This window comes from Tenacibaculum aiptasiae, from assembly GCF_008806755.1.
Classification (GTDB): Bacteria; Bacteroidota; Bacteroidia; order Flavobacteriales; family Flavobacteriaceae; genus Polaribacter; species Polaribacter aiptasiae.
In genome coordinates this window covers 267,986-292,957 of record NZ_WAAU01000008.1, presented here as the reverse complement: position 1 = coordinate 292,957, position 24,972 = coordinate 267,986, and the positions used below count along the sequence as shown (strand labels likewise).

General features: G+C 28.7%; 29 protein-coding genes and 2 tRNA genes. 15 read left to right on the top strand and 16 right to left on the bottom strand.

Annotated elements, in window-relative coordinates; genetic code table 11:
- Nucleotides 1-794: 794 nt before the first annotated feature.
- The 3 genes from F7018_RS04155 to F7018_RS04145 form a co-directional block, all read right to left on the bottom strand.
- On the bottom strand, nt 795-1,157 hold the full coding sequence (locus F7018_RS04155) for a hypothetical protein (protein WP_150898730.1): 363 nt from the start codon (nt 1,155-1,157) through the stop codon (nt 795-797).
- A 558-nt stretch (nt 1,158-1,715) separates the two neighbouring features.
- A tRNA-Leu gene (locus F7018_RS04150) sits at nt 1,716-1,799 on the bottom strand.
- 35 nt (nt 1,800-1,834) lie between these two features.
- Nucleotides 1,835-1,910, bottom strand: a tRNA-Lys gene (locus F7018_RS04145).
- A gap of 107 nt (nt 1,911-2,017) precedes the next feature.
- On the opposite strand from F7018_RS04145, the gene F7018_RS04140 reads away from it, so the two are divergent.
- Nucleotides 2,018-2,548 (top strand): shikimate kinase, encoded by a 531-nt coding sequence (locus tag F7018_RS04140; RefSeq protein ID WP_150898729.1) that lies wholly within the window; start codon nt 2,018-2,020, stop codon nt 2,546-2,548.
- On the opposite strand, the gene F7018_RS04135 is transcribed toward F7018_RS04140, so the two are convergent.
- Together F7018_RS04135 and F7018_RS04130 are read right to left on the bottom strand one after the other, a co-directional pair.
- Nucleotides 2,529-3,032, bottom strand: coding sequence for a phosphoribosyltransferase domain-containing protein (locus tag F7018_RS04135; protein WP_150898728.1), 504 nt, complete (start codon nt 3,030-3,032; stop codon nt 2,529-2,531). The genes F7018_RS04140 and F7018_RS04135 overlap by 20 nt on opposite strands.
- A gap of 25 nt (nt 3,033-3,057) precedes the next feature.
- Nucleotides 3,058-3,447: an RNA-binding S4 domain-containing protein gene (locus tag F7018_RS04130; protein ID WP_150898727.1), complete on the bottom strand. Its 390-nt coding sequence runs from the start codon at nt 3,445-3,447 to the stop codon at nt 3,058-3,060.
- A gap of 80 nt (nt 3,448-3,527) precedes the next feature.
- Between F7018_RS04130 and F7018_RS04125 the strand changes: the two genes are divergently transcribed.
- Nucleotides 3,528-4,397, top strand: a complete 870-nt coding sequence (locus F7018_RS04125) for an FKBP-type peptidyl-prolyl cis-trans isomerase (RefSeq protein ID WP_150898726.1) — start codon at nt 3,528-3,530, stop codon at nt 4,395-4,397.
- A gap of 56 nt (nt 4,398-4,453) precedes the next feature.
- Here the strand turns inward: F7018_RS04125 and F7018_RS04120 are convergent, their stop codons facing one another.
- From F7018_RS04120 to smpB, 5 genes are all read right to left on the bottom strand, one after another.
- On the bottom strand, nt 4,454-5,059 hold the full coding sequence (locus tag F7018_RS04120; RefSeq protein WP_150898725.1) for a porin family protein: 606 nt from the start codon (nt 5,057-5,059) through the stop codon (nt 4,454-4,456).
- A 119-nt stretch (nt 5,060-5,178) separates the two neighbouring features.
- A complete protein-coding gene (locus tag F7018_RS04115) occupies nt 5,179-6,129 on the bottom strand; it encodes a transketolase family protein (protein ID WP_150898724.1) in 951 nt (316 codons plus the stop codon).
- 53 nt (nt 6,130-6,182) lie between these two features.
- Nucleotides 6,183-6,764, bottom strand: coding sequence for a Maf-like protein (locus F7018_RS04110; RefSeq protein WP_150898723.1), 582 nt, complete (start codon nt 6,762-6,764; stop codon nt 6,183-6,185).
- Complete coding sequence (locus F7018_RS04105) at nt 6,751-7,647, bottom strand: UbiA prenyltransferase family protein (protein WP_150898722.1); 897 nt, start codon at nt 7,645-7,647, stop codon at nt 6,751-6,753. The genes F7018_RS04110 and F7018_RS04105 overlap by 14 nt, the downstream gene beginning before the upstream one ends.
- The gene (gene smpB, locus F7018_RS04100) at nt 7,647-8,105 is read right to left on the bottom strand and encodes an SsrA-binding protein SmpB (RefSeq protein ID WP_150898721.1); all 459 of its coding nucleotides are present in this window, start codon (nt 8,103-8,105) and stop codon (nt 7,647-7,649) included. Before smpB ends, F7018_RS04105 begins: the two co-directional genes overlap by 1 nt.
- A gap of 134 nt (nt 8,106-8,239) precedes the next feature.
- Here smpB and F7018_RS04095 point away from each other — a divergent pair, with 134 nt between their 5' ends.
- Nucleotides 8,240-8,869 carry an OmpW/AlkL family protein gene (locus F7018_RS04095; RefSeq protein WP_150898720.1) on the top strand — a complete coding sequence of 210 codons (630 nt, stop codon included), beginning with the start codon at nt 8,240-8,242 and terminating at the stop codon, nt 8,867-8,869.
- A gap of 130 nt (nt 8,870-8,999) precedes the next feature.
- Nucleotides 9,000-9,722, top strand: a complete 723-nt coding sequence (locus tag F7018_RS04090; RefSeq protein WP_246175039.1) for a DUF6503 family protein — start codon at nt 9,000-9,002, stop codon at nt 9,720-9,722.
- 3 nt (nt 9,723-9,725) lie between these two features.
- Here F7018_RS04090 and F7018_RS04085 read toward each other — a convergent pair whose 3' ends face one another.
- The 4 genes from F7018_RS04085 to clpB all read right to left on the bottom strand — a co-directional run bounded on the left by F7018_RS04085 (nt 9,726) and on the right by clpB (nt 15,403).
- Nucleotides 9,726-10,223 (bottom strand): SixA phosphatase family protein, encoded by a 498-nt coding sequence (locus F7018_RS04085; protein WP_150898718.1) that lies wholly within the window; start codon nt 10,221-10,223, stop codon nt 9,726-9,728.
- A gap of 3 nt (nt 10,224-10,226) precedes the next feature.
- On the bottom strand, nt 10,227-12,128 hold the full coding sequence (locus F7018_RS04080; RefSeq protein WP_150898717.1) for a PEP/pyruvate-binding domain-containing protein: 1,902 nt from the start codon (nt 12,126-12,128) through the stop codon (nt 10,227-10,229).
- The gene (locus tag F7018_RS04075) at nt 12,128-12,688 is read right to left on the bottom strand and encodes a DUF4956 domain-containing protein (RefSeq protein WP_150898716.1); all 561 of its coding nucleotides are present in this window, start codon (nt 12,686-12,688) and stop codon (nt 12,128-12,130) included. Before F7018_RS04075 ends, F7018_RS04080 begins: the two co-directional genes overlap by 1 nt.
- Nucleotides 12,689-12,799: 111 nt before the next feature.
- Nucleotides 12,800-15,403 carry an ATP-dependent chaperone ClpB gene (gene clpB, locus F7018_RS04070; RefSeq protein ID WP_150898715.1) on the bottom strand — a complete coding sequence of 868 codons (2,604 nt, stop codon included), beginning with the start codon at nt 15,401-15,403 and terminating at the stop codon, nt 12,800-12,802.
- Nucleotides 15,404-15,544: 141 nt separating this feature from the next.
- On the opposite strand from clpB, the gene ytxJ reads away from it, so the two are divergent.
- Together ytxJ and F7018_RS04060 are read left to right on the top strand one after the other, a co-directional pair.
- On the top strand, nt 15,545-15,937 hold the full coding sequence (gene ytxJ / locus F7018_RS04065) for a bacillithiol system redox-active protein YtxJ (RefSeq protein WP_150898714.1): 393 nt from the start codon (nt 15,545-15,547) through the stop codon (nt 15,935-15,937).
- A 71-nt stretch (nt 15,938-16,008) separates the two neighbouring features.
- Nucleotides 16,009-17,568, top strand: coding sequence for a DEAD/DEAH box helicase (locus F7018_RS04060; RefSeq protein WP_150898713.1), 1,560 nt, complete (start codon nt 16,009-16,011; stop codon nt 17,566-17,568).
- An 11-nt stretch (nt 17,569-17,579) separates the two neighbouring features.
- Here F7018_RS04060 and F7018_RS04055 read toward each other — a convergent pair whose 3' ends face one another.
- Nucleotides 17,580-18,137 (bottom strand): Crp/Fnr family transcriptional regulator, encoded by a 558-nt coding sequence (locus F7018_RS04055; protein WP_150898712.1) that lies wholly within the window; start codon nt 18,135-18,137, stop codon nt 17,580-17,582.
- Nucleotides 18,138-18,210: 73 nt separating this feature from the next.
- Between F7018_RS04055 and F7018_RS04050 the strand changes: the two genes are divergently transcribed.
- Both F7018_RS04050 and F7018_RS04045 read left to right on the top strand, forming a co-directional pair.
- Entirely contained in the window at nt 18,211-18,792 is a 582-nt protein-coding gene (locus F7018_RS04050; RefSeq protein ID WP_246175038.1) for an HD domain-containing protein, read from the top strand.
- Nucleotides 18,793-19,965 (top strand): MFS transporter, encoded by a 1,173-nt coding sequence (locus F7018_RS04045; protein WP_150898711.1) that lies wholly within the window; start codon nt 18,793-18,795, stop codon nt 19,963-19,965.
- A gap of 50 nt (nt 19,966-20,015) precedes the next feature.
- Here F7018_RS04045 and fahA read toward each other — a convergent pair whose 3' ends face one another.
- A complete protein-coding gene (gene fahA, locus F7018_RS04040) occupies nt 20,016-21,296 on the bottom strand; it encodes a fumarylacetoacetase (protein WP_150898710.1) in 1,281 nt (426 codons plus the stop codon).
- Nucleotides 21,297-21,545: 249 nt separating this feature from the next.
- Between fahA and F7018_RS04035 the strand changes: the two genes are divergently transcribed.
- The 7 genes from F7018_RS04035 (at nt 21,546) to F7018_RS04005 (ending at nt 24,948) form a co-directional block, all read left to right on the top strand.
- Nucleotides 21,546-22,076, top strand: a complete 531-nt coding sequence (locus F7018_RS04035; RefSeq protein WP_175578638.1) for a GNAT family N-acetyltransferase — start codon at nt 21,546-21,548, stop codon at nt 22,074-22,076.
- The gene (locus tag F7018_RS04030) at nt 22,076-22,546 is read left to right on the top strand and encodes a GNAT family N-acetyltransferase (protein WP_150898708.1); all 471 of its coding nucleotides are present in this window, start codon (nt 22,076-22,078) and stop codon (nt 22,544-22,546) included. Before F7018_RS04035 ends, F7018_RS04030 begins: the two co-directional genes overlap by 1 nt.
- 13 nt (nt 22,547-22,559) lie before the next feature.
- Complete coding sequence (locus F7018_RS04025; protein ID WP_150898707.1) at nt 22,560-23,084, top strand: hypothetical protein; 525 nt, start codon at nt 22,560-22,562, stop codon at nt 23,082-23,084.
- Between the two features lie 50 nt (nt 23,085-23,134).
- Nucleotides 23,135-23,503, top strand: coding sequence for a hypothetical protein (locus F7018_RS04020; protein WP_150898706.1), 369 nt, complete (start codon nt 23,135-23,137; stop codon nt 23,501-23,503).
- Between the two features lie 104 nt (nt 23,504-23,607).
- A complete protein-coding gene (locus F7018_RS04015) occupies nt 23,608-23,844 on the top strand; it encodes a hypothetical protein (RefSeq protein ID WP_150898705.1) in 237 nt (78 codons plus the stop codon).
- Nucleotides 23,845-23,868: 24 nt separating this feature from the next.
- Nucleotides 23,869-24,459 (top strand): TlpA family protein disulfide reductase, encoded by a 591-nt coding sequence (locus tag F7018_RS04010; RefSeq protein ID WP_150898704.1) that lies wholly within the window; start codon nt 23,869-23,871, stop codon nt 24,457-24,459.
- Between the two features lie 9 nt (nt 24,460-24,468).
- Entirely contained in the window at nt 24,469-24,948 is a 480-nt protein-coding gene (locus F7018_RS04005; protein ID WP_150898703.1) for a GNAT family N-acetyltransferase, read from the top strand.
- Nucleotides 24,949-24,972 lie beyond the last annotated feature (24 nt).

Genomic DNA, 24,972 nt, shown 5'->3' with positions numbered 1-24,972 from the left:
ATAACTTCTTTTTAACTAATTAAACTATAAAATGAAAAACAAAATCTTAATTTATACTTCAAAGATAGAATAGGAGTGGGGTTGGATTTTGTCTTTTTAGATAAAAAGAGTTAAAGTATCGTTGAATAGTATTCTTTCACAAATAAGTAGAATATTGAGAGTGATTTATAAAAAGAATAAATAAAGATTTTTTTTCTGTGCGCATAGCGGGAGTCGAACCCGCACGTCCTTACGAACACAAGCCCCTCAATTTAGGTGATATATTTTTTCAACTTCTTTAGTGTTAGTTATCAGGTTGTTATGTTTTTACTACTTATGTTTTTTGTAGTAATTATAGGTGCTTTTAAAGGTACTTTTTTTAATTTAATTAATATATTAATGAAATTATAATCAATATTTTAGATAATCAATGTTAAAAATAAGTGATATTAAAACTTCTGTAATGATGGTTAATAACAAAGCACAATCTCTTAAATGGTTGCCAATATAATTATAATAAAGTGATTAGAATTATTAAATAAATTAAGAGGGATTATAGACAAGATAGATATCCAGTTCATTTAAACAAAATATTAACAATCTGTAGGTTCTCAGATCCTAAAAACTTAAAAGTTCATTGACATAAATAGTAGTAAATAATAGTTCCTCTAATTCAGTTAGAAAGATATTAATATGTTTTACAATTATATATAAACAGGTTATACATGTTAATCATATTAGATATAACAAATAAAGGGATAAATAGTATCCCTTTTAATAAGCTAAATCATAAATTTTTGATTATTCGATGAAGATTATGGTATCCAAATAGCCTGCTCAGTTACTTCTCCAACTGTAATCTGAGGAGTTCCTTCGTATTGTCCATCAATAACAGATTTAATACCTAATGCATCTGCTTTAACTGCTCCACCTGTAATCCAATGACCTCCTAAATTAACTTTTTCTCCTATTTGAGTTAACACAACCCAAAAAGTACTAAGTTGACCAAACGAGATCTTTTGAGGTGTACGAACCAAAGGATTATTAATTGCTTTATTGTATACTAAATCAGCTAAGGCAGCTCCTCTATCGGATTTAATACAATTATCTAAAAAATCTTGTGTTAATTGTTCTTTAATTGATGCAGAAACTTCTGGAATTAATTCTAAGTTGTTCATAATAATAAGTTTTAAAAATTTCTTACTCTTTTATAATGGCTTTTCAGATACCGCCTTTGTAATTAAGAACTAATTATTCAAATAATTTTTTCTTAACAATTCAAAATTGAAGAAATAAAAAATAGAATTTTTAGAAAATGTAATAAGATGTTGATTTTAAGTAATTAAAGGTAAGTTTTGCAGTATGAAGAAAGCTTCAAAAAGTATATAAGTAATAATGGTTTAAGATTTTTATTAAGTCTTGTAATATTTAGAATTATTCTATTGGATTTATAATTTCTTTATTAAGTTTATAAAACTATTATCTGGAGGTGAAATAATTATTTACTAAAAGCCTCCTTTTGTTAAGGTGTTTTTTTATCAAAAATTTAAGTAAAAAGGGCTTGTTGTTTGTACTTATTTATTTGATTTATAGGTGGATAAAGCTTTTTTACATAAGGATATAGGTACTGTTACAGGTACTTTTATGCTTTTTTTCTTGAAAGGCTAGGAGTGAAGTATAAAAAAACACTTATAAATATGTTCATAAGTGTTTGATAATTAAAGTTTTATTATCTGTGCACATAGCGGGAGTCGAACCCGCACGTCCTTACGAACACAAGCCCCTCAAGCCTGCGCGTCTACCAATTCCGCCATACGTGCATAAACTAAAAAAGTTAAGCAAATGCTTAACTTTTTGGTGACCGGGCTGGGGCTCGAACCCAGGACCCTCTCCTTAAAAGGGAGATGCTCTACCAACTGAGCTACCCGGTCATTGCTTCCTTGCAAAAGCGGTTGCAAATATACAACTGTTCTTTAACCTAAAAAAGCTTTTTTGTAATAATTTTTACTCATATTTGTAACTGCTTAATTATTAGTTTATGAAAATTGTTTTATTAGGGTACATGGCGAGTGGAAAATCTACAATTGGTAGGTTATATGCCAAAAAAATGGGAATTTCTTTTATTGATTTGGACGATTATATTGAAGAAAAAGAACAAAAATCTATTTCAGAAATTTTTGAAACAAAAGGAGAAATATATTTTAGAAAGCAAGAACATTTCTATTTAAAAGAATTGTTAGCCCTTGATGCAAGTTTTATTTTAGCTTTAGGAGGAGGAACTCCTTGTTATGCTGGTAATATGGAATTGTTGTTAGCAGATACAAATGTAAAAACAGTATATATGCAAACAAGTATTACTGCAATAGTAGAAAGGCTAAAAAATGAAAGAAACAAACGTCCTTTAGTAGCAAGACTTAGCGAAGAAGAATTGCCAGAATATATAGCCAAGCATTTATTTGAAAGAAGTTACTTTTATAATAAAGCAACTATAAAACTTAAAATAGATAATAAAAACGAGGAAGAAATTCTTACAGAATTAGAGGAATACTTTAATCCAAATAAGCAATAGTTTCGTTTTCTTTAAACTCAACAGTTACATGCTCTTTAATAGAAGTAGAAAGAGAAATCCCTTTAAAATCAGCTTTTACAGGATATTTTTTATGATTTCTATTCACTAAAACAGCTGTTTTAAAACGTTTTAAAGGTACGTCTAAAAAATGCTTTACACCATATATAAGAGTCGTACCTGAGTTTAAAACATCATCAACTAAAACTAAGGATTTGTTTTCGTACTCATTTACTTTTAAAGAAGTTGTAATAGGTGTAATAGGATTTTTCTTATCAATAGAAACTTTACATAACACAGGGTTCAAAGTAGAAATCTTAGATAATACTTCCACAATTTTTTCAGCAAACAAATAACCATTATTCGCAATTCCAGCTATAATAATCTCATTTTCACTACTATTACTTTCATAAATTTGAAAAGCAATTCTACGAATTTTTTGTTCTATTTGAGTATTTGTTAAAATAATAGTCTCAGCAGATGTCATGTTGTTCTAATTTTGTGTAAAGTTATTATAAATTAAAGTCTTTTTCACTAGAATCTTCATAATAATCGTCAATATCACGTCGATCTTTTTTAGTTGGTCTTCCTGTACCTTTTTTTCTATAATAATCTTTCGAATATTTTAATAATTCAGTTTTATCAAATTCCTCTTTAGGAGTCAAATCTTTTCTATATAAATCAACCAATTTAGCACCAACTCTATTTGGAGGGATGTCTAAAACTTTAATTTTATAGTTGATTTGATTTTTTCTGATGGTAATTTCTTCGTTTCCAAAGATGTCTTTTGATGGTTTTAAGTTGGTACCATCAATTTTAACATGTCCTTTTTTACAAGCTTCTGTAGCTATGCTACGTGTTTTAAATAAACGAATACACCACAGATATTTATCAATTCTCATATAAAAAGGTTAAAATTTAAAAATACATTTTTTACAAAGGTATAAAAATGGTAAATTGCGCGTTAAAATTTCAAAAGTAAATGATAAAATTCAAACATTTTTTTTACGCAGCTATAGTTAGTATTATTTTATATTCTTGTGGAGGATCTAGTTCTGTTGCAAATTTTGATCATGCAGCTCAGGCTTTGATTGATAATGATTCATTAATCGCTTTTTTGAAGAATAATTATTACAATGCGACTTTAGATTCAGTTAAAGTGATTGATAATGGGCAAACATCATTATTTGATGATCCTAATTTGAAAACTAAAGAAGTAAAAGAAGGTGATGTAGATTATAAACTGTATTATTATGTAAATAGAGTTGGTACACCTGTATTACCAACACCTCAAGGATTTCCTACAGTAGTAGATTCTATTTATGCCAAGTATAGAGGGCAAAGAATAATGAGAAGAGATAGTTTGAGTCCTGATTTTGATAATAGTACTACATGGTTTATGCTTAGTAGAGTAATTAGAGGATGGACATATAGTTTTATTCATTTTAAAGGTGGTGAGAATATTACTAATAATGGGCCTATAACATATGTAAACGGAGGTAAAGGAATTTTATTTATACCTTCAGGTTTGGGGTATAGAGAAGTAGGTAGAGCACCTATTTTAGCTAATGAAAACTTACTTTTTTATTTTGAATTAAGGGATTTAGTTGAAAATACAGATGAAGATAGAGATGGTATTCCTTCTATTTTTGAAGATTTAGACGGAGATGGAGATCCAAGAAATGACGATACGGATGGAGATAACAGACCAAATTTTACTGACCTTGATGATGATGGTGATGGTAAATTAACAAAAGATGAAGATGCAAATGGCGATGGGGATCCAAGAAATGATTTTAGTGATCCGAACAAACCTACTGTACCAGATTATTTAAATAGAGATATTAAATAGATATAAAAAAACCGAAGTTAAAACTTCGGTTTTTTTATATCTAGATTTATATTTTTTTAGAATCTATATGATAAACCTACAATAATTTGATTTACTCTTGTATCAAAATTAACAGTACTTGTATTTAATAAACTACTTTCCGTATCAGAAAAAGCTCTTTCCCAACGTAGATCTAAACCTAACTTTCCTAAATCAACACCAGCTCCTAATTGCATTCCAACAGAAAAACCATCAGCTTTTACATTGGTTATATCGCTTATACTAAAATCTCCATCTAAAACATATTGGAATGAAGGCCCTGCAAAAATACGTCCAATACCAAAAACCTTTTTTCCTAATAATACAGGGATATCAATTTTTCTAAACTCATAACTAGTAGTACTTGGATTTGCCGATTTAGGTAAATAAACCACTTCATTACTTAATTGTGTGTACACTAATTCTGGTTGAATAAATAAACCTAAAATAGGAATTTTTCCACGTAACCAAATACCAGCATGAAATCCTGTTTTACTTTTTGCTCCACTAAGAATATCACTACTTACATTTGAAATAGATTTAGAATTGTAGTTAACTCCACCTTTAATACCAAAATGTATTTGACTTTGTGCAAACTGAATACTTCCTATAAAAAGAAGCGCGATTAAAATTACTTTTTTCATCTTTTTTTGATTTGAGTGTATATATAAAACTTACTTTTAATTAATATATTGGATATGTATAAATAAAGAAGCATCATTTTAAGACTAAAATGATGCTTTTAATTTTATGCTTTGAAAGTTTATTTTCTAGAAATTACTTTTTCAACAGCTTTAATAATTGCTTTATCGTTTATTTCATATTTATCCATCAATTCAGCTGGAGTAGCAGATTCACCAAAAGTATCATTTACAGCAACAAATTCTTGTGGAGTAGGGGTGTTAGTAGCTAAACAACGAGCAACGCTTTCTCCTAGACCTCCATATTTATTATGTTCTTCAGCAGTAACAATACAACCCGTTTTAGCAACAGATTTTAAAATAATCTCTTCATCTAAAGGCTTAATTGTATGTATGTTAATTACTTCAGCAGAGATTCCTTTTTCTTCTAATTGCTCAGCTGCTTGTAAAGCTTCCCAAACTAAGTGTCCAGTAGCTACAATAGTAACATCATTTCCTTCAGTTAATTTAATTCCTTTACCAATTTCAAAAGGTTCGTCAGTCATAAATACTGGTACTTTTGGTCTACCGAAACGTAAGTAAACTGGTCCGTCAAAATCAGCAATAGCAATAGTAGCTGCTTTTGTTTGACTGTAATCACAAGTATTAATAACTGTCATACCAGGTAACATTTTCATCAAACCTATGTCTTCTAAAATTTGGTGTGTTGCTCCATCTTCACCTAAAGTTAATCCGGCGTGAGAAGCACAAATTTTTACATTTTTATCTGAATAAGCAATTGATTGACGGATTTGATCGTAAACACGACCAGTAGAAAAGTTTGCGAAAGTTCCTGTAAAAGGAATTTTACCTCCTATAGTTAATCCAGCTGCAATTCCCATCATGTTTGCTTCTGCAATACCAATTTGGAAAAAACGTTCAGGATGATTTTTTTGAAAATCTCCCATTTTTAACGATCCAGTTAAGTCTGCACATAATGCAACAACATTTTCGTTTGTTTTTCCTAATTCAGTTAAACCATCACCAAATCCAGATCTGGTATCTTTTTTTTCAGTATAAGTATATTTTTTCATCAGTTATGTTGTGTGAAATACGGGTCAAAAATAATCTTTTATAAAAATGTATGCTACAAATTTATCAATTCTTTGTAAAGTTTATGAACAGGAAAGCCCATAACATTAAAATAACTACCTTCTAACTTCGTAATTCCTATTTTACCAATCCATTCTTGAATACCATAAGCACCAGCTTTATCAAAGGGTTTATAGGTATTTATATAATAGTTAATTTCATCATCGGTAAGTTCTTTGAACGTTACTATTGTTGTATCATTTAATATATGCTTATGTTCTTTTCCTGATAAACAGATAGAAGTTATTACCTGATGTGTATTGTTTGATAACTCTTTAAGCATGTGAAAGGCCTCATCATAATTTTTAGGCTTACCAAGCGCTTTGTTATTAAACCAAACAATAGTATCTGATGTAATTAATAAATCATTTTCATTTAGTTCATCTATAAAAGGTTTCGATTTTAAGTCTGCTAAAAAATCAGTTATTTCAGTACCTAATAATTCAGAAGGATAAATTTCTTCAATTTCTTTTGTTCTTATTTCAAAATCGATATCTAAATCTTTAAGAAGTTGTTGTCTTCTAGGTGAATTAGAAGCTAGAATAATATTGTAATTGGATAGTTTATTTGATAACATATTTAAAATAATAAGTAACAACAGGAATACTAAAAATACCTAATAAATAGGCTATGTTAATAGCTTTGGAAGCGAGTTTATATCCTTTTGGACCATTTGCATTAATTAAAAAATACATAATAATTAATTCAGGAATAGTGCAAAGTAGAAAAACTGCTAATAAAAAGGTTCTGTCTTTAATATAGGTTACAGAAAAATATAATACAATAATACATATTACTATAACTAAAATTAAAGCGATATTCTTAGTTCTTTTTCTTCCTAAAATTACGGGTAATGTTGTGTTTTTTCTAGAGTAATCATAATCTATTCTATTAATGTCAATTACAGTATCTCTAAGAAGGTTACTTAAAAAAGAAAGTATGGCAAATAGAATAGCAATAGACTGTAATTTAAAGAATAAATCCCATTGATCTGGGGTTAAGTTGATTGGAGCATCAAACCATAAAACAATCAGAATTATAAAAGGTTTTAAAAACGACCTACCAATACTATTAATAAAGGTTTTATTCATAGTATTAGCAGCATAAATAATAGTAGCAATTAAGCAGCAGATGAAAATAAAACTATAATAAGGTTTACTTATTTTAAAAGACAATAAAGTTCCTAGGGAAATACCTAAAAATGAAAAAAGAATAACAAACTTCTTTATCTTATAAAGAGGGAAAACATTTTTTTTACCTTTCTTTCGTCTGTAATAACTAGATAAATAACCTGTTGCTATTATAAAAGAAGTAGCTAATGCTAAAATGCTTAAATCTAAAAAAGACAGTGTTGTTTTAAAACCACAACCATATAAGAAGCAGTATTTAAAGAGAAAGAGGATAAAGGTAAAATAGAGTAGTTCTTTCCAACGAATTATATTAAAAAAAACAGAAAGCATTAATTAAATGCTTTTTTAATCCTTGCCAAATTCTTTTTGTTGTCCCTATCTTTTATAGTTTGGCGTTTATCGTGAGTCTTTTTTCCTTTAGCTAATGCTATTTCAAGTTTTGCCCAACCGTTTTCATTGATAAAAAGCTTTAAAGGGACTATAGTGTTTCCTTTAGCTTCAACTTCTCTTTCAAGTTTTTTTAATTCACGCTTGTTTAATAATAAACGGCGTTCACTTTTAGGTTTATGATTATAGCTATTTCCAAAAGCGTATTCTTCAATATACATATTAATAACAAAAAGCTCTCCTCGATCATTAAATTCACAAAAACTTTCGGTAATACGAGCCTTACTAAGTCTTATTGATTTTATCTCAGTACCTGTAAGTTGAATTCCAGCTGTATATTTATCAAGTATCTCGTATTCAAAACGAGCTTTTTTATTCTGTATGTTGATGTTTTTTTGCATAAGTAATAGCAAATATAAATATAATTGTTAAGCTTATTTATAAAAATAATAAACTATGATTTTAGTCATGATTTTAGATAAACCTTCAAAGTAATTTTGTCTTAGAAATAAGTGAATAATTAAATTTAAAAATTATGAAAAAATTAGTGTTGGGCTTAATTTTCGGGGCATTATTAGTAGGGAATATAAATGCTCAAGAAAAAACAAAAGATGAGAAAAAATGGCAAGCTAGATTTAGATGGGTGTCTGTAATGCCTAATGAATCTGCTACAATAGGAACTATTGGAGGAGATGTTGAAATTAGTAACAGTTTTATCCCTGAACTTGATTTCACCTACTTTTTTACTGAAAACATTGCTGCTGAATTAATTTTAGGAACTACGAAACATAATGTAAATGCTGTAGGAACAGCTTTAGGTAATGTAGATTTAGGACATGTATGGTTGTTACCTCCAACTTTAACGGTACAATACCACTTTAATTTAAATAAATTTAGACCTTATGTAGGTGCTGGTGGTAACTATACTATTTTTTATAGTGCTAATCCAGGTGCTGTTGTTGATGTATCTTACAAAAACTCTTTTGGTTATGCATTTCAAGCTGGATTTGATTATGATTTAGATGACACATGGTTTTTAAATGTAGATGCTAAATACATAGGTTTAAGTACAGATGTTACTGTAAATGCTGGAGCTGCTACTGTTCCTGCTGATGTAGATATTAATCCATTATTAATTGGTTTTGGTATTGGTATAAGGTTTTAATTACTATTTGATATTAATGAAAAAGCAACCTTTTTGGGTTGCTTTTTTTATTAACATAACTTTAAATTTTATCGTATAATATTCTTGTAGTTTTGTTAAAACAAACAGTAAAATAAAACTTATGCGTTATATGTATGCAATTTGTATACTATTCCTAGTTTCTTGTAAACCTCAGTTTACAGCACAAGAGATAGTAGACAAATCAATAGAAAACTCTAATTTGAGTGCGTTAAAAAATGCTACAATTTCTTTTAATTTTAGAAAGAAATTTTATCAAGCTAACAGGAATAATGGTCTTTTTGAATTTATCAAAGAAGAAAAAAAAGATTCTTTAACTATTAAAGATATATTATCAAATGATAGTTTTAAACGATATGTAAATGATAGTTTGGTTGAATTATCAGAGAAAAAGCAAAAGGGGTATGGAAATTCGGTAAACTCAGTACATTATTTCTCAATTTTACCTTTAGGATTAAATGATAAAGCTGTTTTTAAGAAAATATTAGAGGAAACTACCATAAAAGGAAAAGACTATTACAAAATAGAAGTAACTTTTAGTGAAGAAGGTGGCGGAACCGATTTTGACGATGTGTTTATTTATTGGTTTTCTAAAGATAACTTTCAGTTAGATTATTTAGCTTATAAATACCACACAAATGGTGGAGGAATACGTTTTAGAGATGTAAAAAAAGAAACTTTGGTCGATGGAATTCGTATTGTAGATTATAATAACTACAAACCTTTAAATAAAGACATTGATTTTTATAACATCGATAAATTATACGATGAGGGAAAGCTTAAAAAAGTTTCTGAAATTATTTTAGAAAATGTTCAAATTAAATTAAACAAATAGAAGTTAATCTACTTTTAATAAAGTAGGAGACTTCACATTATCAATGGTTGTAATGATGTACAAATTTGCATTATTACGATCATTGATAAATTCATATTTTTCTTCATCTAAAATTTTATTAGCTAAAGTCGGAGTTGTATTGCTATGACCAACCACTAAAACTGTTTTTCCTTTAGTTGCTTTTTCAAATTCTGAATCAAATAAATTCTTTGGGTTGTATGAAAGTACTTCTAAATTTTGATTTTTTGCCGTCGGAGCAGCAGTCTGTTGTGTTCTTTTGTAGTTAGTAGCATAAACCATATCGAAATCAACATCTTTAAGAACTTCAGCCCATTTTTTTGCTCGAGCTAATCCTTTTTCATTCAGATTAGGATCTTTATTAGTAGCATCAGTTCTGTCTTTTTCGGCATGACGAATTAAATAGTAAGTTGTTGTAACAGTTTCTTTTTTAGTACAAGAACTTATGATGAATAATAAGATAAAAAGTTTAAAGTATTTCATTTCCTAATCGTTAAAGTATCTAGCTTGTTTAATGTATAAATTTCTATTATTGCCATCAATTTTAAACTCGATGTCTAAGCCAAAATTAAGAAAGGTTTTTCGTCTTTTATAAACTTTTTTATAAAAGTATTTTTTTATAGTATAAAGTTGTTTTGATAAATTTAAAATTTCATCTTCAGAAAGTATCAATTTGTTTTTACTTAAGCTTGAATAGGTAATAACTTCAATAACTTCTTTATTAGAGTATAATTCAACATCAGCTCCTTCGTAACATAAAATTTGCTCGCTTACAATATCTTTATTTGGATTTACAACTGGTTCTTCACCTAGTTGGATATTGATGACATTTCCATAAAAATCTTTTCGATATAAGTTTTTTGTAATTGCTACACCATTTGCTATTTCATTAGGGAAAGAACGATGTGCTAAAATTCCCATTGCTACTGTTTTTTGATTGATATTAAATAATTCTCGTTCTAAAAATGCTGATTTGTTCCATAAGCTAGCCCAAACTTTTTTTATAGCCTTGGCAAATGTTTTTTTTGAATTGTTTAAAACACCAGTTTTAGATGTGTATAAACCAGCACCACTAAAACCAATAATATCTTCTGCGTTGGTAGAGCTTCTAAAGCGAATTCTATCATAATTACAATTATTACTAATTCTTTTATTGATGTTAGCGATTAATACAGAATCAATAGGAGCTTTTTTTATTTCTTTTTTTATTTTTTTTAGATTGATAAATAGCAAACTATCATTTTTAAATGTATTATAATCATCAATAGTTTTATGGATGAGTTTATCAATATTATGCTTTTTAATATGCTGTAAATAATAGTAAAAAGGAATTGCAAAAGAACATTCTGGAACTTTGAAATTAGAATTTAAAGATAACTTGTATAATTCTCCAAAATTAGCAGCTTTTCCACCTACAGCATCAATCATTTTATGATGTAAGTCTTTTCCAGAAATTAACTGATCAATTTTACTGTTAATGTCTAAATCTTTTAATTTTCTTTTTCTCTCTTTAGTTTTTCTATCAAATTTCTTTTTTGAAATAGTTTTAATTAAAAAAGTGTCTGGTTTAACTTCAAAAGAAACATAATTTCCATTTTTTTCTTTTAGAAGAGGGTTGGTATAAGCATTTTTATAGGTTGCAACAGGTATTTTTCTATTAATCCCTAAAACTGAGATATGACTTAAAGGTGTTTGCATTCTAGTAGTAATTACTCCATTTACAATGGGTAATCTTAAAACAGGCTTGTTTACCACAACAATATCAGTCTTGTCGATTTTTTCATTTTCTAAATTATCAATATCAATAAAACGTAGTTTTCCATAAGATTTATTTAAAGAAATAGGTTGATAAATTTGGTTGCCATAAATCTCATTTGCTGAAATTGTAGGAATTGATAACTGTTTTTTTTCTTTAACTAATCTAGATGTGTTTAAGAAGAACTTAAAATTTTTGAAATAAGAAGTACTTTTAATCTTATTGTATAGAAAAATAATGTCTTGAACACTCATTTTATCAGCAGGAGATAGTTCTAAAGTATAAGTGTTTAGGTTTTGATAGTGGTTAATATTAGCGAGTAAGAATCGTTTGTTTTTGTGCTGTTCTTTGTAATTATACTTGTTGAAATTGTCTAAAGGAATGTCGTATTCTAGGTAGTTTATAACAAACTCATAGTGATATTTATAAGTTTTACTGTTGGTATAATACAGTTTTTTATTTTTTAAGTTGTAAACTATTTTTAGCGATTTTACAAAGCCATATTTGTTAGATAATGGTTTGTGAGATAGATTGTTAAATTCTTCAATTGTTTTTAAACTGCCTTTATAATTTTGCGCATGTAGGTTAAACGCAAGAAATAAAAAAGTTACTATTGTAATTAAAGGCTTCATCAAATTGTAGAATAATGGATAACAATATCCGTGGTGTTGTTAAGATAGTCAATCTTTTTTACATCAATTTTTTGAATTGTAATGTTCAATTGTTTTTCAATAGATTTTATTAATTCTTGTTCATCTTGAAGATTAAAGTTTTCAGTGTTAGCATAAGTAATTGTAGTGGTTTTTAATTTCTTATGCATGAAAATTTTTTCTAATACTCCGATAAAAATAATAACAATGATGTTTGAAAGTATAAGCTCTTTATAGTAATGCCATTCGGTTAAAGAATTAATAATAGATAAACCTATAATGGAGAATAGGTAAGTCATTTCTTTAATGCTTATAGCCGAAGTTCTGTAGCGGATAATTCCAAAAATAGCAAAGAGTCCTAAAGCAAAACCTAGTTGTAATTCAATACTTTTAAGGAGATAACAAAGCAAAAAAACGATTAATCCGATAATGAAATAGGTAAAAACATAATCGCTGTTCTTGTTCGATTTATAATAAATAAAACGAATTATTATGACTGAAATAACAATGTTTATCAGTAGTTTAAGTAGAAATTCATTCATTGATGGCTGTATTGTTTCTACTAAAATAGGAAATTATTAGATTCCTATAAATAAGAAAAGCCAAAACACAAAGGTTTTGACTTTTCTAAATAACTATAGATAAACAAACTATTAATTTTCTACTAAATTGGATTGGTTTCTAAAAACTAATTTATCGTCAAAAGCATCCAATAAAATAATACTGTCAGTTGTTATTTTACCTGATAATATTTCTTTAGATAATTGGTTTAATACCTGTTTTTGTATGACACGCTTTACTGGACGTGCTCCAAATTCAGGTTGAAAACCTTTTTCAGCTAAATAACTAATAGCTTCATCCGTAGCATCTAGAGTAATTCCTTGCTCTGATACCATTTTCTTTACGCTGTTTAGCTGTAACTTCACTATTTGCTTAATATTATCTTGCGATAAAGGTGTAAACATGATAATGTCGTCAATTCTATTTAAAAACTCAGGACGAACTGTTTGTTTTAATAATCCTAAAACTTCAGTTTTAGCTGTTTCCATGGTAGAGTAAACATCTCCTTTAAAGTTTTCAAACTTTTCTTGAATTATATGACTTCCCATATTTGAAGTCATAATAATAATGGTGTTTTTAAAATCAGCTACACGACCTTTATTATCAGTTAATCTACCTTCATCTAAAACTTGTAAAAGAATATTAAAAGTATCAGGATGAGCTTTTTCAATTTCATCCAATAAAACTACCGAATATGGCTTTCTTCTAACAGCTTCTGTCAATTGTCCGCCTTCATCATAACCAACATATCCTGGAGGTGCTCCAACTAAACGACTTACTGAATGACGTTCTTGATATTCACTCATATCAATACGAGTCATTGCATTTTCATCGTCAAATAAATAATCAGCTAAAGCTTTTGCTAATTCTGTTTTACCAACTCCAGTGGTTCCTAGGAATAAGAAACTTCCAATTGGTTTATTAGGATTTTGTAATCCTGCTCTTGATCTACGTACAGCGTCAGAAACAGCTTCAATAGCTTCTTCTTGTCCAACAACACGTTTGTGTAATTCATCCTCTAATTTTAGAAGCTTTTCTCTTTCAGACTGTAACATTTTAGTTACAGGTACACCAGTCCATTTTGCAACAACTTCTGCAATGTCATCGTAAGTAACTTCTTCTTTAATTAAAGCGTTCTCACTTTGATTTGCTAAAATTTCTTGCTGTGTTTCTAATGCTTCCTGAGCCTCTTTTATTTTACCATAACGTATTTCAGCAACCTTTCCGTAATCTCCTTGACGTTCAGCTTTTTCAGCTTCTACTTTGTAGTTTTCAATATCTGTTTTTAATTGTTGAACAGCATCTACAACACTTTTTTCAGATTGCCATTTAGCATTTATTTCATTGCGTTCTTCTTTCAAGTTAGCAATATCTGCATTTAACGATTTTAACTTTATTTCATCATTTTCTCGTTTAATAGCTTCAATTTCTATCTCTAACTGCATTATTTTACGATCTAAGACATCTAATTCTTCTGGCTTAGAGTTAATCTCCATTCGTAATTTAGAAGCAGCTTCATCCATTAAATCAATGGCTTTGTCTGGTAAAAAACGATTGGTAATATAACGTTGTGATAATTCTACAGCACCAATAATGGCCTCATCTTTAATACGAACTTTGTGATGCGTTTCGTATTTATCTTTAATACCACGTAAGATTGAAATAGCGCTTTCAGTATCAGGTTCATCTACCAATACTTTTTGAAAACGACGTTCTAAAGCTTTATCTTTTTCAAAATACTTTTGATATTCATCTAGAGTAGTGGCACCAATTGCTCTTAATTCACCACGAGCTAAAGCAGGTTTTAAAATATTAGCAGCATCCATAGCTCCTTGACCACCTCCAGCACCAACTAAAGTGTGAATTTCGTCTATAAATAAAACAATATCACCTTCTGAAGTAGTAACTTCTTTTACAACCGACTTTAGACGTTCTTCAAATTCACCTTTGTATTTTGCTCCCGCGATTAAAGCTCCCATGTCCAAAGAAAAAATTTGTTTTTCTTTTAAGTTTTCAGGAACATCACCACGGATAATTCTATGAGCTAAGCCTTCTGCAATAGCAGTTTTACCAGTACCTGGTTCACCCACTAAAATTGGATTGTTTTTTGTTCTTCTTGATAAAATTTGAAGTAAACGACGAATTTCTTCATCACGCCCAATAACAGGATCTAATTTTCCATCTTGTGCTAATTGATTTAAGTTTTTAGCATATTTATTTAATGAATTATACGTTTCTTCTGCACTTTGAGATGTAACACGATCTCCTTTACGTAATTCATTAATAGCAGCCATAACTAACTTTTCAGTAGCTCCTTGATCTTTTAAAGCTTGCCCAATTCCGCTTTTCGATTTTATAATGGCAAGTATTAAATGCTCGATAGATACGTATTCATCGTTCATTTTTTTTGCAATAATACTTGCTTCATTTAAGGTTTTACTTGCTTCTCTAGAAAGCATTATATCGACACCAGAAACTTTAGAGTAACTTTCTAGTTGTTTGTCTAAAATTTGCTGTACAACATCTAAATTGATGTTGAGTTTTTTTAATATAAATGGTAACACATTTTCATCAACTAAAGAAATAGCCTTAAAAATATGCTCATTTTCTATTTGATTATGACCATAACTTTGCGCTAATTGCTGCGCTTGCTGAATGGTTTCTTGTGATTTTATTGTATAATTGTTAAAATTCATGTTTTGTAGATTTCAAATTCAATACCATTCAAAAAAAAGTGAATAAAACGGTCAAAATGTCTTTATTTTTATTGTTTTTGCTGACTTTTTGACTTGTTGAAAGGAATTGTAAATTGAGGCGACAGAATCAAAAAAATAGTAATGGGTATATTAAATTCAATATTTGGTAGTAAAAAAGCTAAAAAAGAGGAACAACAATCATTTGTAAATTGGATTCCTTTGACTTCAATAAATCAATTAGAAGAAATAAAAAAGCAATCTAAAAATGAAGCTGTAGCTATTTTTAAGCATTCGACAAGATGTGGTATTAGTAGTATGGCTATAAAACGTTTTGTAAACAGTTTTGATGAGTCGATGAAAGACTTTAAAGTGTACTATTTAGATTTACTTTCTTATAGAGATTTATCAAATGAGGTAGGATATGAATTCCAAGTTTTACACCAATCACCTCAGTTATTGGTAATTAAAAATGGAATAGCTGTAGCACATGCTTCACACTATAGTATTGCTCAAATTGATTTAAAAAGTTTTTAAAAAACCTAGTGTTTATTGTTGTATTTATCTAAATACATCGTAATTTTGCGTCTCCCAAAAAAGTTTTAAAATTGAGTAACGAAACAACGACGACTTCACAAGCTCCTAAAGGAAAAAGCTTATATAGCTACCAAAAGGATGCGCTTAATAGAATTTTTAAAAGTTTTGAAAATGCTCCCCCAAATTATCATCTGTTATATCAGTTACCAACAGGAGGAGGGAAGACTGTAATTTTCTCAGAAATTACACGTCAATTTTTAAAACATTATCAAAAGAAAGTTTTGATAATGACACACCGTATAGAACTTTGTAAACAAACAGCTAGAATGCTAAGTGAGTTCGGTGTTGAAAATAAAATTATAGATAGTAAAGCTAGCTTAGACGATCAAGGTCAATATGATTGTTTTGTAGCAATGGTTGAAACACTTAACAATCGTTTGAACGACGATATGTTAGATATTTCAGATGTTGGACTAGTAATTATTGATGAGGCTCACTATAATTCGTTCACCAAATTATTTAAGTTTTTTGATAAGTCGTTTGTTCTTGGTGTTACAGCAACTCCATTAAGTTCGAATATCAAATTACCAATGCGAGATAATTATGATGAGTTAATTGCTGGTGAAAGTATTGGTAACTTAATTCAGAATGAATATTTAGCAAAAGCAAATGTATATTCATATAATGTTGGTTTAACTTCGTTAGAAGTTGGTGCCAATGGTGATTATACTGTAAAGTCTTCAGAGGATTTATATACAAATACAGACATGTTATCTAAGCTTTTACAAGCTTATGAAGAACGTGCTAAAGGAACTAAAACACTTATTTTTAATAATGGTATTAATACTTCCTTGCATGTATTTGACACTTTTAAGAAAGCAGGATATCCAATTGCTCATTTAGATAATACAAATACTAAAAAAGAAAGAGATTTTATATTGCAGTGGTTTCATAAAACACCAAATGCTATTATTACTTCTGTAAGTATTTTAACAACTGGATTTGATGAACCATCAGTACAATCTATTATTTTAAATAGAGCTACAAAATCATTAACGTTATACTACCAAATGATTGGTAGAGGTTCTCGTATTTTACCAGGGAAATCTGAATTCAATGTAATTGATTTAGGTAATAATTTCCACCGTTTTGGACCTTGGGGAGCTGATTTAGATTGGCAAAAAATGTTTAGATCACCTAATTTCTATTTAGATAATTTATTATCAGATGAAGAAATTGAAAGTGATTTTAGATATGAATTACCTGCAGATGTAAAAGAAGAATTTTCAAATTCTACCGATTTATATTTTGATGTAAAACGAGTGTATGTAGATACAATTCAGGCAGGTCAATCTTCTAAAAAGGTACTTGAAAAATCGATAGAACACCACGCAAAACTTTGTATTGAAAATAGTGAAGATGTTTTTGATGCTTTAATTTTAGCTAAAAAACTAGGCGGTGATATTGATGATAGAATTTTTAGATATTCTAAGTGTATTTGTAAGAGTACACACAATTTTATAGATTGGTTACAAGATGATTATAGAAAGAAATTAAATACGTATTTACGTAATAATTTTGATGAAGTTTACGAACAAATTCACGGTCATCCACCACCAGAAGAAGAATAAAAAATAGATTCTTAGTTCAAATTATTTAGAGTCCTATTTAAACTACGAACCGTAATTCCTAAATAGTTAGCAATATCTTTTTTAGAAAATACTTTATCGAAGTTTGGATAGGATTTTTTTAGTTTTAAAATATTTTCTTCTATAGAATACGATTGTTGAAACGAGTGTCTTGGTGCTTTGTAAGCAATTTTAGCTGCAAGTGATTTCATCACAAGTCTATTAAAAATAGGATCGTTTTCAAGTAATTGAGTATAGTTTTGGTGAGAAATTTTATATAACTCTACTTCAGAAATGGCTTCAATGGTACAAAAGCTTAATTTTCCACTAAAAACTTCTAATTCACCAAATTCCATTCCTTCTCCTAAGAATTCTTGAATAAAATCTTTTCCATTTTCATCAGATAAATAGCATTTAGTAATACCACTTTTTATAATGAATAATGAATGATAGCGCTTATCTTGTTTTAAAATAACCTCTTTTGAAGTATACTTTTCTAATGTAAAATAATCTAAATGTTTTTCAACTAGAACTTCAACATAGGATAGAAAATCAGGATTTATTCGAATCATTTTTATAGTTGGGACATTTGTCCTTTTATAAGAATTATAATAGCTAGTTTTTTGCAGTGTAAAATTATAAATAATGAATTACATGAAGGGTTTTTTAGAGCAAATAAATTTTATAAAAGAAATAGATAAGTTAAAGTATATACAACGAAAAACAAAGTTGTTTAATAGCGATAGATATGAGAATGATGCAGAGCATAGTTGGCATTTAGCAATGATGACAATTATTTTAGCAGAACATTCTGATGTTAAGATAGATATTTTAAAAGTTTTAAAAATGGTTTTGATTCATGACATTGTTGAAATTGATTCGGGAGATGTTTTTATTTTTGATAATGATAAGAACCATAAAAATACTTTTGAAGAATTAAAAGCTGCCAAAAGAATATTTGGATTATTACCAGAGAAGCAGGCTAAAGAATTTATTGAGATCTGGTTAGAATTTGAGGAAGGAGAAACCAATGAAGCCAAATTTGCCAAAGTAATGGACCGTTTTGAACCTATTTTACAAAATATTTCTAATAATGGAGGAACTTGGAAAGAATACAATGTTCCGTTGGACAAAGTATTAAAAAAGACGAGTCCAATTGAAAATGGATCGAAATTGATATGGGATTATTCAAAAAAAGAAATAGAAGAAGTATTTACATCATTCTAAATGGAAACAACAAACACTAAATTATATTCTACAAGCTTTATTCTTGTTTGTATTAGCTCGTTATTTTTTTCAGCAAGTTACAATATGTTAATTCCTGAATTACCAAATTATATAAGTGGTTTAGGAGGAGCAGAATACAAAGGATTAATTATTGCATTGTTTACGTTAACAGCAGGTTTATCAAGACCTTTTAGTGGTAAGCTTACAGATACTGTTGGGCGTAAACCAATTATGATTTTTGGTGCGTTAGTTTGTATTATCTGTGGGGCTTTATATCCAATTTTAACAACTGTATCAGGATTTTTATTCTTACGTTTATTACATGGATTTTCTACAGGTTTTAGTCCAACAGCCATTGCAGCTTATGTATCAGACATTATACCTAAAAATAGACTAGGAGAGGCCATGGGAATTCAAGGACTTTGTTTTAGTTCTGGTTTAGCCTTAGGGCCAGCTTTGGGGAGTTATATTAAACTTTATACAAGTTATACGATTCTTTTTTATAGTTCATCATTACTAGCATTGCTATCTATTGTATTAATTTTTAGAGTAAAAGAAACTTTAATCAATACTCAAAAAATACAGTATGCTACATTTAAAATAGCTAAAGGAGATATAATTGCTAAAGAAGCATTGCCGTCAGCAGTTATAACATTTGTAACTTACTTAGGTTTTGGAGTTATTTTAACCTTAATACCAGATTGGAGTGAGCATTTAACAATTATAAATAAGGGAACATTTTTTATTGTATTTACAATTTCGTCTTTATTTATAAGAATGATAGCAGGAAAAGTTTCTGATAAATACGGAAGAATAATAGTGATCCAAATAGGACTTTTAGTTTTAGCTATCTCACTGGTTTTATTGGGCTATTTAAATTTTAAAAATGGTTTATTAATTAGTGCAGCAATTTATGGTTTAGCTATGGGAATTTTATCACCAACAATTAATGCTTGGACAATAGATCTAAGTAATCCATTAGCCAAGGGAAAATCTATAGCAACAATGTATATTGCTTTAGAGGCAGGAATTGGGCTTGGTGCATTTTTCTCTGGTTGGTACTATAAAGATGATATTTTAAAAATTCCTATAACTTTTTATACCTGTGCTTTCTTTGCTGTTGTTGGCTTGTATTATATAACTAGGCTAAAAAGAAATAAAGATTATAAATAAAAAAAGATGCTCAAAATGAGCATCTTTTTATTATAAATTATATGGTTTTACTATTCTATAGCAGGTAAAATTTTACCAATACACTCACCAAAACCAATACGTACTTTATCGTTTTTAGAATATCCACGCATAATAACTGTATCGTGATCGTTGATAAACTTACGTTCTGTACCATCATTCATCTTGATAGGATTTTGACCTCTCCAAGTTAATTCAAGCATAGAACCAAAACTATCTTTAGTAGGACCAGAAATAGTTCCACTTCCCATCATATCTCCAGCGTTTACAGGACATCCATTTACAGTATGATGTGCTAATTGCTGAGCCATAGTCCAGTACATGTACTTAAAGTTTGAATTACAAACTACAGTTTCTTCTGCATTTTCTGGTTGAATAGCCATTTGTAAGTTAATATCATAACTTCCTTTTCCTTCTTTTCTTAAGTATGGTAAAGGTTCGTGAACTTGTTTTGGATTTTCAACTCTAAAAGGCTCTAAAGCATCTAAAGTAACAATCCAAGGAGAAATAGTAGAAGCAAAGTTCTTTCCTAAGAAAGGACCTAACGGTACATATTCCCAAGCTTGAATATCACGAGCAGACCAATCGTTAAATAATACTAATCCGAAAATATAATCTTCAGTTTCTTCGATTGGAATACGTTCTCCTAGGTGGTTAGAAGCCGTAGTTATGAATGCCATTTCTAATTCAAAATCTAATAATTTTGAAGGACCAAAGTTAGGAGTAGTTTCTCCTTCACTAGGTCTTTGTTGTCCTAAAGGACGACGAATAGGTGTTCCTGATGGAATAATAGAAGAGCTTCTTCCATGGTATCCGATAGGTATGTGTAACCAGTTTGGTAATAAAGCATTTTCAGGATCACGGAATAAAGAACCTACGTTTGTAGCATGTTCTTTACTAGCATAGAAATCTGTATAATCACCTACAGCAACAGGCAATTGCATTTCTACATCTTCCATTCTAAAAATTACCTTGTCTTTATGGTTTGCATTGTCACGTAATTTACCATTAGTAACATCAAAAATATCGGCAATTCTATTTCTAACTAAACGCCAAGTTTTTCTACCGTCGGCAATAAAGTCATTTAAAGTATCTTGTAAGAAAATATCATCAGTAAGAGGAATACCTTCAAAATATCCAAGTTGGTGTAAGGCCCCTAAATCAATAGCAAAATCACCAATTCTAGTACCAATAGTAATAATATCGTCTTTAGTAATAAATACTCCAAAAGGAATATTTTGGATAGGGAAATCAGAGTCTTCTTTAACAGTTAACCATGATTTTCTATTAGGATTATTCGCAGTAATTTCCATTGAATTTGTTGTGTTTTATTTTACATCAAACCTACATATTTTTTTCAATTTTACCCAATTTCATGGTTAAAAAATTAGAAAAGAAAATAATAATTTATTGTTATATAAAACTTAAAATAAATACAGATTAAATGAATTGACTTTACCGTATAATCGTAGCAGTAATGCTTATTAAAGTCTATTTTTAACTATATTCGCTTACAAAATGCTATACAATATTTCAAATTACTTCCTATATAAATTAAACCAATGAAAATGAATATAAGACAAGAAAAAGTAACCGATTTTAAAGAAGTTTTCAGTTTAATAAAAGAAGCCTTTAAAGACGAGCAGTTTAGTGATCATAAAGAACAATTTTTAGTAGAAAGATTAAGGAAATCAGAAGCTTTTATACCAGAATTATCTTTAGTTGCAGAAATAGATGGAAAAATTGTTGGATATATTTTAATTACCAAGTTAAAAATTAATAATTCTGTTAATGAATTTGAATCTTTAGCATTAGCACCAGTTTCAGTATTACCAACATATCAAAATAGAGGAATAGGTGGGAAACTAATTATAGAAGCACATCAAAAAGCAACAGATTTAGGATATACATCAATTGTTTTATTAGGACACGAAAATTATTATCCACGATTCGGATACAAGCAAGCAAATGAATATGGTATTGAGTTGCCATTTGAAGTTCCAAAAGAGAATTGTATGGTAATTGAGTTAGTAAAAAATGGATTAAAAGGTGTTAGTGGAACTGTTGAATATCCAAAAGAATTTAATGAATAATGAAATTTATTACCCGTTCTAAATTATCAACAACAGAAAAGCTTGAGATTTTTGAATTATGGAATAATGAATATCCAGAAAAGCTGTCTTATGCTACCATAGATGAGTTTGACCAATATCTTCAAAATTTGTTAGGTCAATCTCACATACTTTTAGTTGATAAAAACGAAAAAATTAGAGGTTGGTATTTTGATTTTGAGCGTGATAATGAAAGATGGTTTGTTATAATTTTAGATTCAAGTGTTCATGGACATGGTTTCGGTACTAAAATATTAGATTTAGCCAAACAAAAGGAGAAAGAGTTAAACGGATGGGTAGTAGATCATAACTTGGATAAAAAGAAAAATGGTGATTTGTATAATTCACCTTTAAATTTTTATCTTAAAAATGGATTTAAAAAATTAGCTAAAAATAGACTGGAACTGGAAAAGATTTCTGCTGTAAAAATAAAATGGTCAAGGATAAATTAACATACTTTTTTGAATGAGAAATTTTGAAGAACGCTTAAAAGGAGGGCATCCAAATTCATTGGGGAATACGGTTGAAATTGTAGAGGAAGTTTTAGCTGAAAACGAACTTTTTAATGAATTATTCAATTGTTATCACAGTAATGATGAAGTTGTTCGATTGCGTACTTCAAATGCAATGAAAAGGATTTGCAAGGTAAAAAAGATACTCTTAATTCCTTATATCGATTTGTTTTTAACCGACATAGCTCAAATAAATCAGGCGTCTACTCAATGGACTTTAGCACAATTGTTTGAAGTATTAGAAGTAGATATGAATGATAAACAAATAGAACAGGCAAAGAGTATTATGAAAAGAAATCTTGCAAATCATAACGATTGGATAGTTCTTAATCAAACAATGGTTACATTAACAAAATGGTCAATAATTGATAGAGAGTTAAAAGAATGGTTATTTCCGCACTTGCTAAGGTTAACATCAGATAAAAGAAAGTCTGTTGCTGGTAGGGCAGAAAGGATGATTGATAAATTGAAAAAATAAAAAAACGGAGGATTTTTTCCTCCATTTTATTCAACATATATAATAGAATAATGACATTAGAAAAGTATTCAAAAGAATTAATTTTAGTTTTAGATAAGCTAAAAATAATCCCAACAGAAAAGTCAAATATCAATAATACTATTAAAGCACATATAGAGAATAATAATGATTATCTGGCTCTAGAGTATTTACTAAATTGTATTTCGGAGTTAGAGTTAGAAGTTGATTCAGACTTAAAAAATAAAATATATTCACTTGGAGAATTTATAGAGTTAGATAAAGATGACATTGATGAATTAATCAAACCAATGCCAAGGATAGACCACAAAATAAAACTGAAGCAGAAAAAGGAGAGGTTTTATGTTATTGGTTTGAAAATAAGAATATTGGTCTTGAAAAAAAGCTATATCATAGAATAATAATTCCATTAAAGACGTTTGATTCTGGTTTAGATGTATCACAACCTGAAGAAACTAGCATTATATCAGAATGGATTTTATTAGATAAGAAAGATCCTTTTGATTTGGATAATCTAGTTATAATAACAACTCCTGAAGATAATACTGAAACATCAGTATATATAGGTACTAGGTATAATCCATGTGATATAAAAAAGATGAAATTCGAAAAAGTTGATGATGATTTATACAAAGTAACCTGTGAATTATTTATTGAATTTGAATATGAAATGGTAGCTAAAAATGAATTCTTTAAATTTTCTACGTTACTTGAATTAAATAGAAATATCATAGAAGAATAAATCAATTGTTTTAAATGAATAACTATGAATAAAAAACTATTATTAGTGTTACTAGTATCTATTTCAAGCTTAGCATTCGGACAAAAAACAGAGTCTGACTCATTAAAAAAAGCTATGATGAAAGAAATGAGTCTTAAAGGTTTATTTAAAGAAAAAATTTATGATTTTAAAGGAAAAAAATTACCGCCATTTGAGCTAACACTTTTGAATGGTAAAAAGATTAAGTCAGAATTTTTAAAAGGAAAACCAACAGTAATAAATTTTTGGTTTAGTAATTGTCATCCTTGTATAGATGAAATGCCACTTTTAAATAAGATAAAATCAGAATTTGGAAGCACAGTAAATTTTATTTCAATTACTTTCCAAAGTAATACTGAAGTCAATGAATTTTTAAAGTCAAACAAGTTTGAATTTACTCATGTTATTGAGGCAAAAGAATATATAGATACTTATGGGTTTTTTGGATATCCTAAAACGTTAATTATCGATAAAAATTTGATAATTAAAAATATAGAGAAAAGAATTCCAAATGATATTGATAATGAAGAGAAGAATAAAGCTGAATTTATAGCTAGAATATCAACACTACTTAAGGAATTAAAAAAATCCAATTAAAACCTAATAATGATAAGAAAAGCCACAGAAAAAGATGTTGATCAAATTTGGGAGATTTTTCAAGCTGTCATAAAAACAGAAGATACCTATGTTTTTTCACCAGAAACACCTAAAACCGATTTACAAAAACACTGGTTTGCAAGTTATATGCATACATACGTATTTGAAGAAGAAGGCCAAATTCTAGGAACTTATATTGTAAAACCTAATCAGATTGATTTAGGAAGTCATATTTCCAATGCAAGTTATATGGTTTCTCCAAAAGCTCAAGGAAAAGGTATTGGTAAAAAATTGTGTGAGCATTCTCTAAAATTAGCCAAAGACCTAGGTTTTATTGGAATGCAGTTTAATATTGTAGTAAGTACCAATAAAGGAGCAGTTGCTCTTTGGAAGAAGTTTGGTTTTGAAATTATAGGTACAACACCCAAAGCATTCAAACATAAAACACTAGGGCTGGTAGATGCTTATATTATGTATAAAGAATTATAAAATAAATTAAAGTATAACATTAAT

Excerpts from the sequence above, each read along its gene's own strand:
- F7018_RS04080 (WP_150898717.1), bottom strand. The coding sequence starts at position 12,128 with ATGAAGCCTTTAATTACAATAGTAACTTTTTTATTTCTTGCGTTTAAC.
- F7018_RS04075 (WP_150898716.1), bottom strand. The coding sequence starts at position 12,688 with ATGAATGAATTTCTACTTAAACTACTGATAAACATTGTTATTTCAGTC.
- F7018_RS04125 (WP_150898726.1), top strand. The coding sequence starts at position 3,528 with ATGATAAAATTCAAACATTTTTTTTACGCAGCTATAGTTAGTATTATT.
- F7018_RS04095 (WP_150898720.1), top strand. The coding sequence starts at position 8,240 with ATGAAAAAATTAGTGTTGGGCTTAATTTTCGGGGCATTATTAGTAGGG.
- F7018_RS04085 (WP_150898718.1), bottom strand. The coding sequence starts at position 10,223 with ATGAAATACTTTAAACTTTTTATCTTATTATTCATCATAAGTTCTTGT.
- smpB (WP_150898721.1), bottom strand. The coding sequence starts at position 8,105 with ATGCAAAAAAACATCAACATACAGAATAAAAAAGCTCGTTTTGAATAC.
- F7018_RS04050 (WP_246175038.1), top strand. The coding sequence starts at position 18,211 with ATGAATTACATGAAGGGTTTTTTAGAGCAAATAAATTTTATAAAAGAA.
- F7018_RS04090 (WP_246175039.1), top strand. The coding sequence starts at position 9,000 with ATGTATGCAATTTGTATACTATTCCTAGTTTCTTGTAAACCTCAGTTT.
- F7018_RS04035 (WP_175578638.1), top strand. The coding sequence starts at position 21,546 with ATGAAAATGAATATAAGACAAGAAAAAGTAACCGATTTTAAAGAAGTT.
- ytxJ (WP_150898714.1), top strand. The coding sequence starts at position 15,545 with ATGGGTATATTAAATTCAATATTTGGTAGTAAAAAAGCTAAAAAAGAG.
- clpB (WP_150898715.1), bottom strand. The coding sequence starts at position 15,403 with ATGAATTTTAACAATTATACAATAAAATCACAAGAAACCATTCAGCAA.
- F7018_RS04155 (WP_150898730.1), bottom strand. The coding sequence starts at position 1,157 with ATGAACAACTTAGAATTAATTCCAGAAGTTTCTGCATCAATTAAAGAA.
- F7018_RS04140 (WP_150898729.1), top strand. The coding sequence starts at position 2,018 with ATGAAAATTGTTTTATTAGGGTACATGGCGAGTGGAAAATCTACAATT.
- F7018_RS04025 (WP_150898707.1), top strand. The coding sequence starts at position 22,560 with ATGAGAAATTTTGAAGAACGCTTAAAAGGAGGGCATCCAAATTCATTG.
- F7018_RS04010 (WP_150898704.1), top strand. The coding sequence starts at position 23,869 with ATGAATAAAAAACTATTATTAGTGTTACTAGTATCTATTTCAAGCTTA.
- F7018_RS04105 (WP_150898722.1), bottom strand. The coding sequence starts at position 7,647 with ATGCTTTCTGTTTTTTTTAATATAATTCGTTGGAAAGAACTACTCTAT.
- F7018_RS04005 (WP_150898703.1), top strand. The coding sequence starts at position 24,469 with ATGATAAGAAAAGCCACAGAAAAAGATGTTGATCAAATTTGGGAGATT.
- F7018_RS04135 (WP_150898728.1), bottom strand. The coding sequence starts at position 3,032 with ATGACATCTGCTGAGACTATTATTTTAACAAATACTCAAATAGAACAA.
- F7018_RS04030 (WP_150898708.1), top strand. The coding sequence starts at position 22,076 with ATGAAATTTATTACCCGTTCTAAATTATCAACAACAGAAAAGCTTGAG.
- F7018_RS04130 (WP_150898727.1), bottom strand. The coding sequence starts at position 3,447 with ATGAGAATTGATAAATATCTGTGGTGTATTCGTTTATTTAAAACACGT.
- F7018_RS04020 (WP_150898706.1), top strand. The coding sequence starts at position 23,135 with ATGACATTAGAAAAGTATTCAAAAGAATTAATTTTAGTTTTAGATAAG.
- F7018_RS04120 (WP_150898725.1), bottom strand. The coding sequence starts at position 5,059 with ATGAAAAAAGTAATTTTAATCGCGCTTCTTTTTATAGGAAGTATTCAG.
- F7018_RS04045 (WP_150898711.1), top strand. The coding sequence starts at position 18,793 with ATGGAAACAACAAACACTAAATTATATTCTACAAGCTTTATTCTTGTT.
- F7018_RS04055 (WP_150898712.1), bottom strand. The coding sequence starts at position 18,137 with ATGATTCGAATAAATCCTGATTTTCTATCCTATGTTGAAGTTCTAGTT.
- fahA (WP_150898710.1), bottom strand. The coding sequence starts at position 21,296 with ATGGAAATTACTGCGAATAATCCTAATAGAAAATCATGGTTAACTGTT.
- F7018_RS04110 (WP_150898723.1), bottom strand. The coding sequence starts at position 6,764 with ATGTTATCAAATAAACTATCCAATTACAATATTATTCTAGCTTCTAAT.
- F7018_RS04115 (WP_150898724.1), bottom strand. The coding sequence starts at position 6,129 with ATGAAAAAATATACTTATACTGAAAAAAAAGATACCAGATCTGGATTT.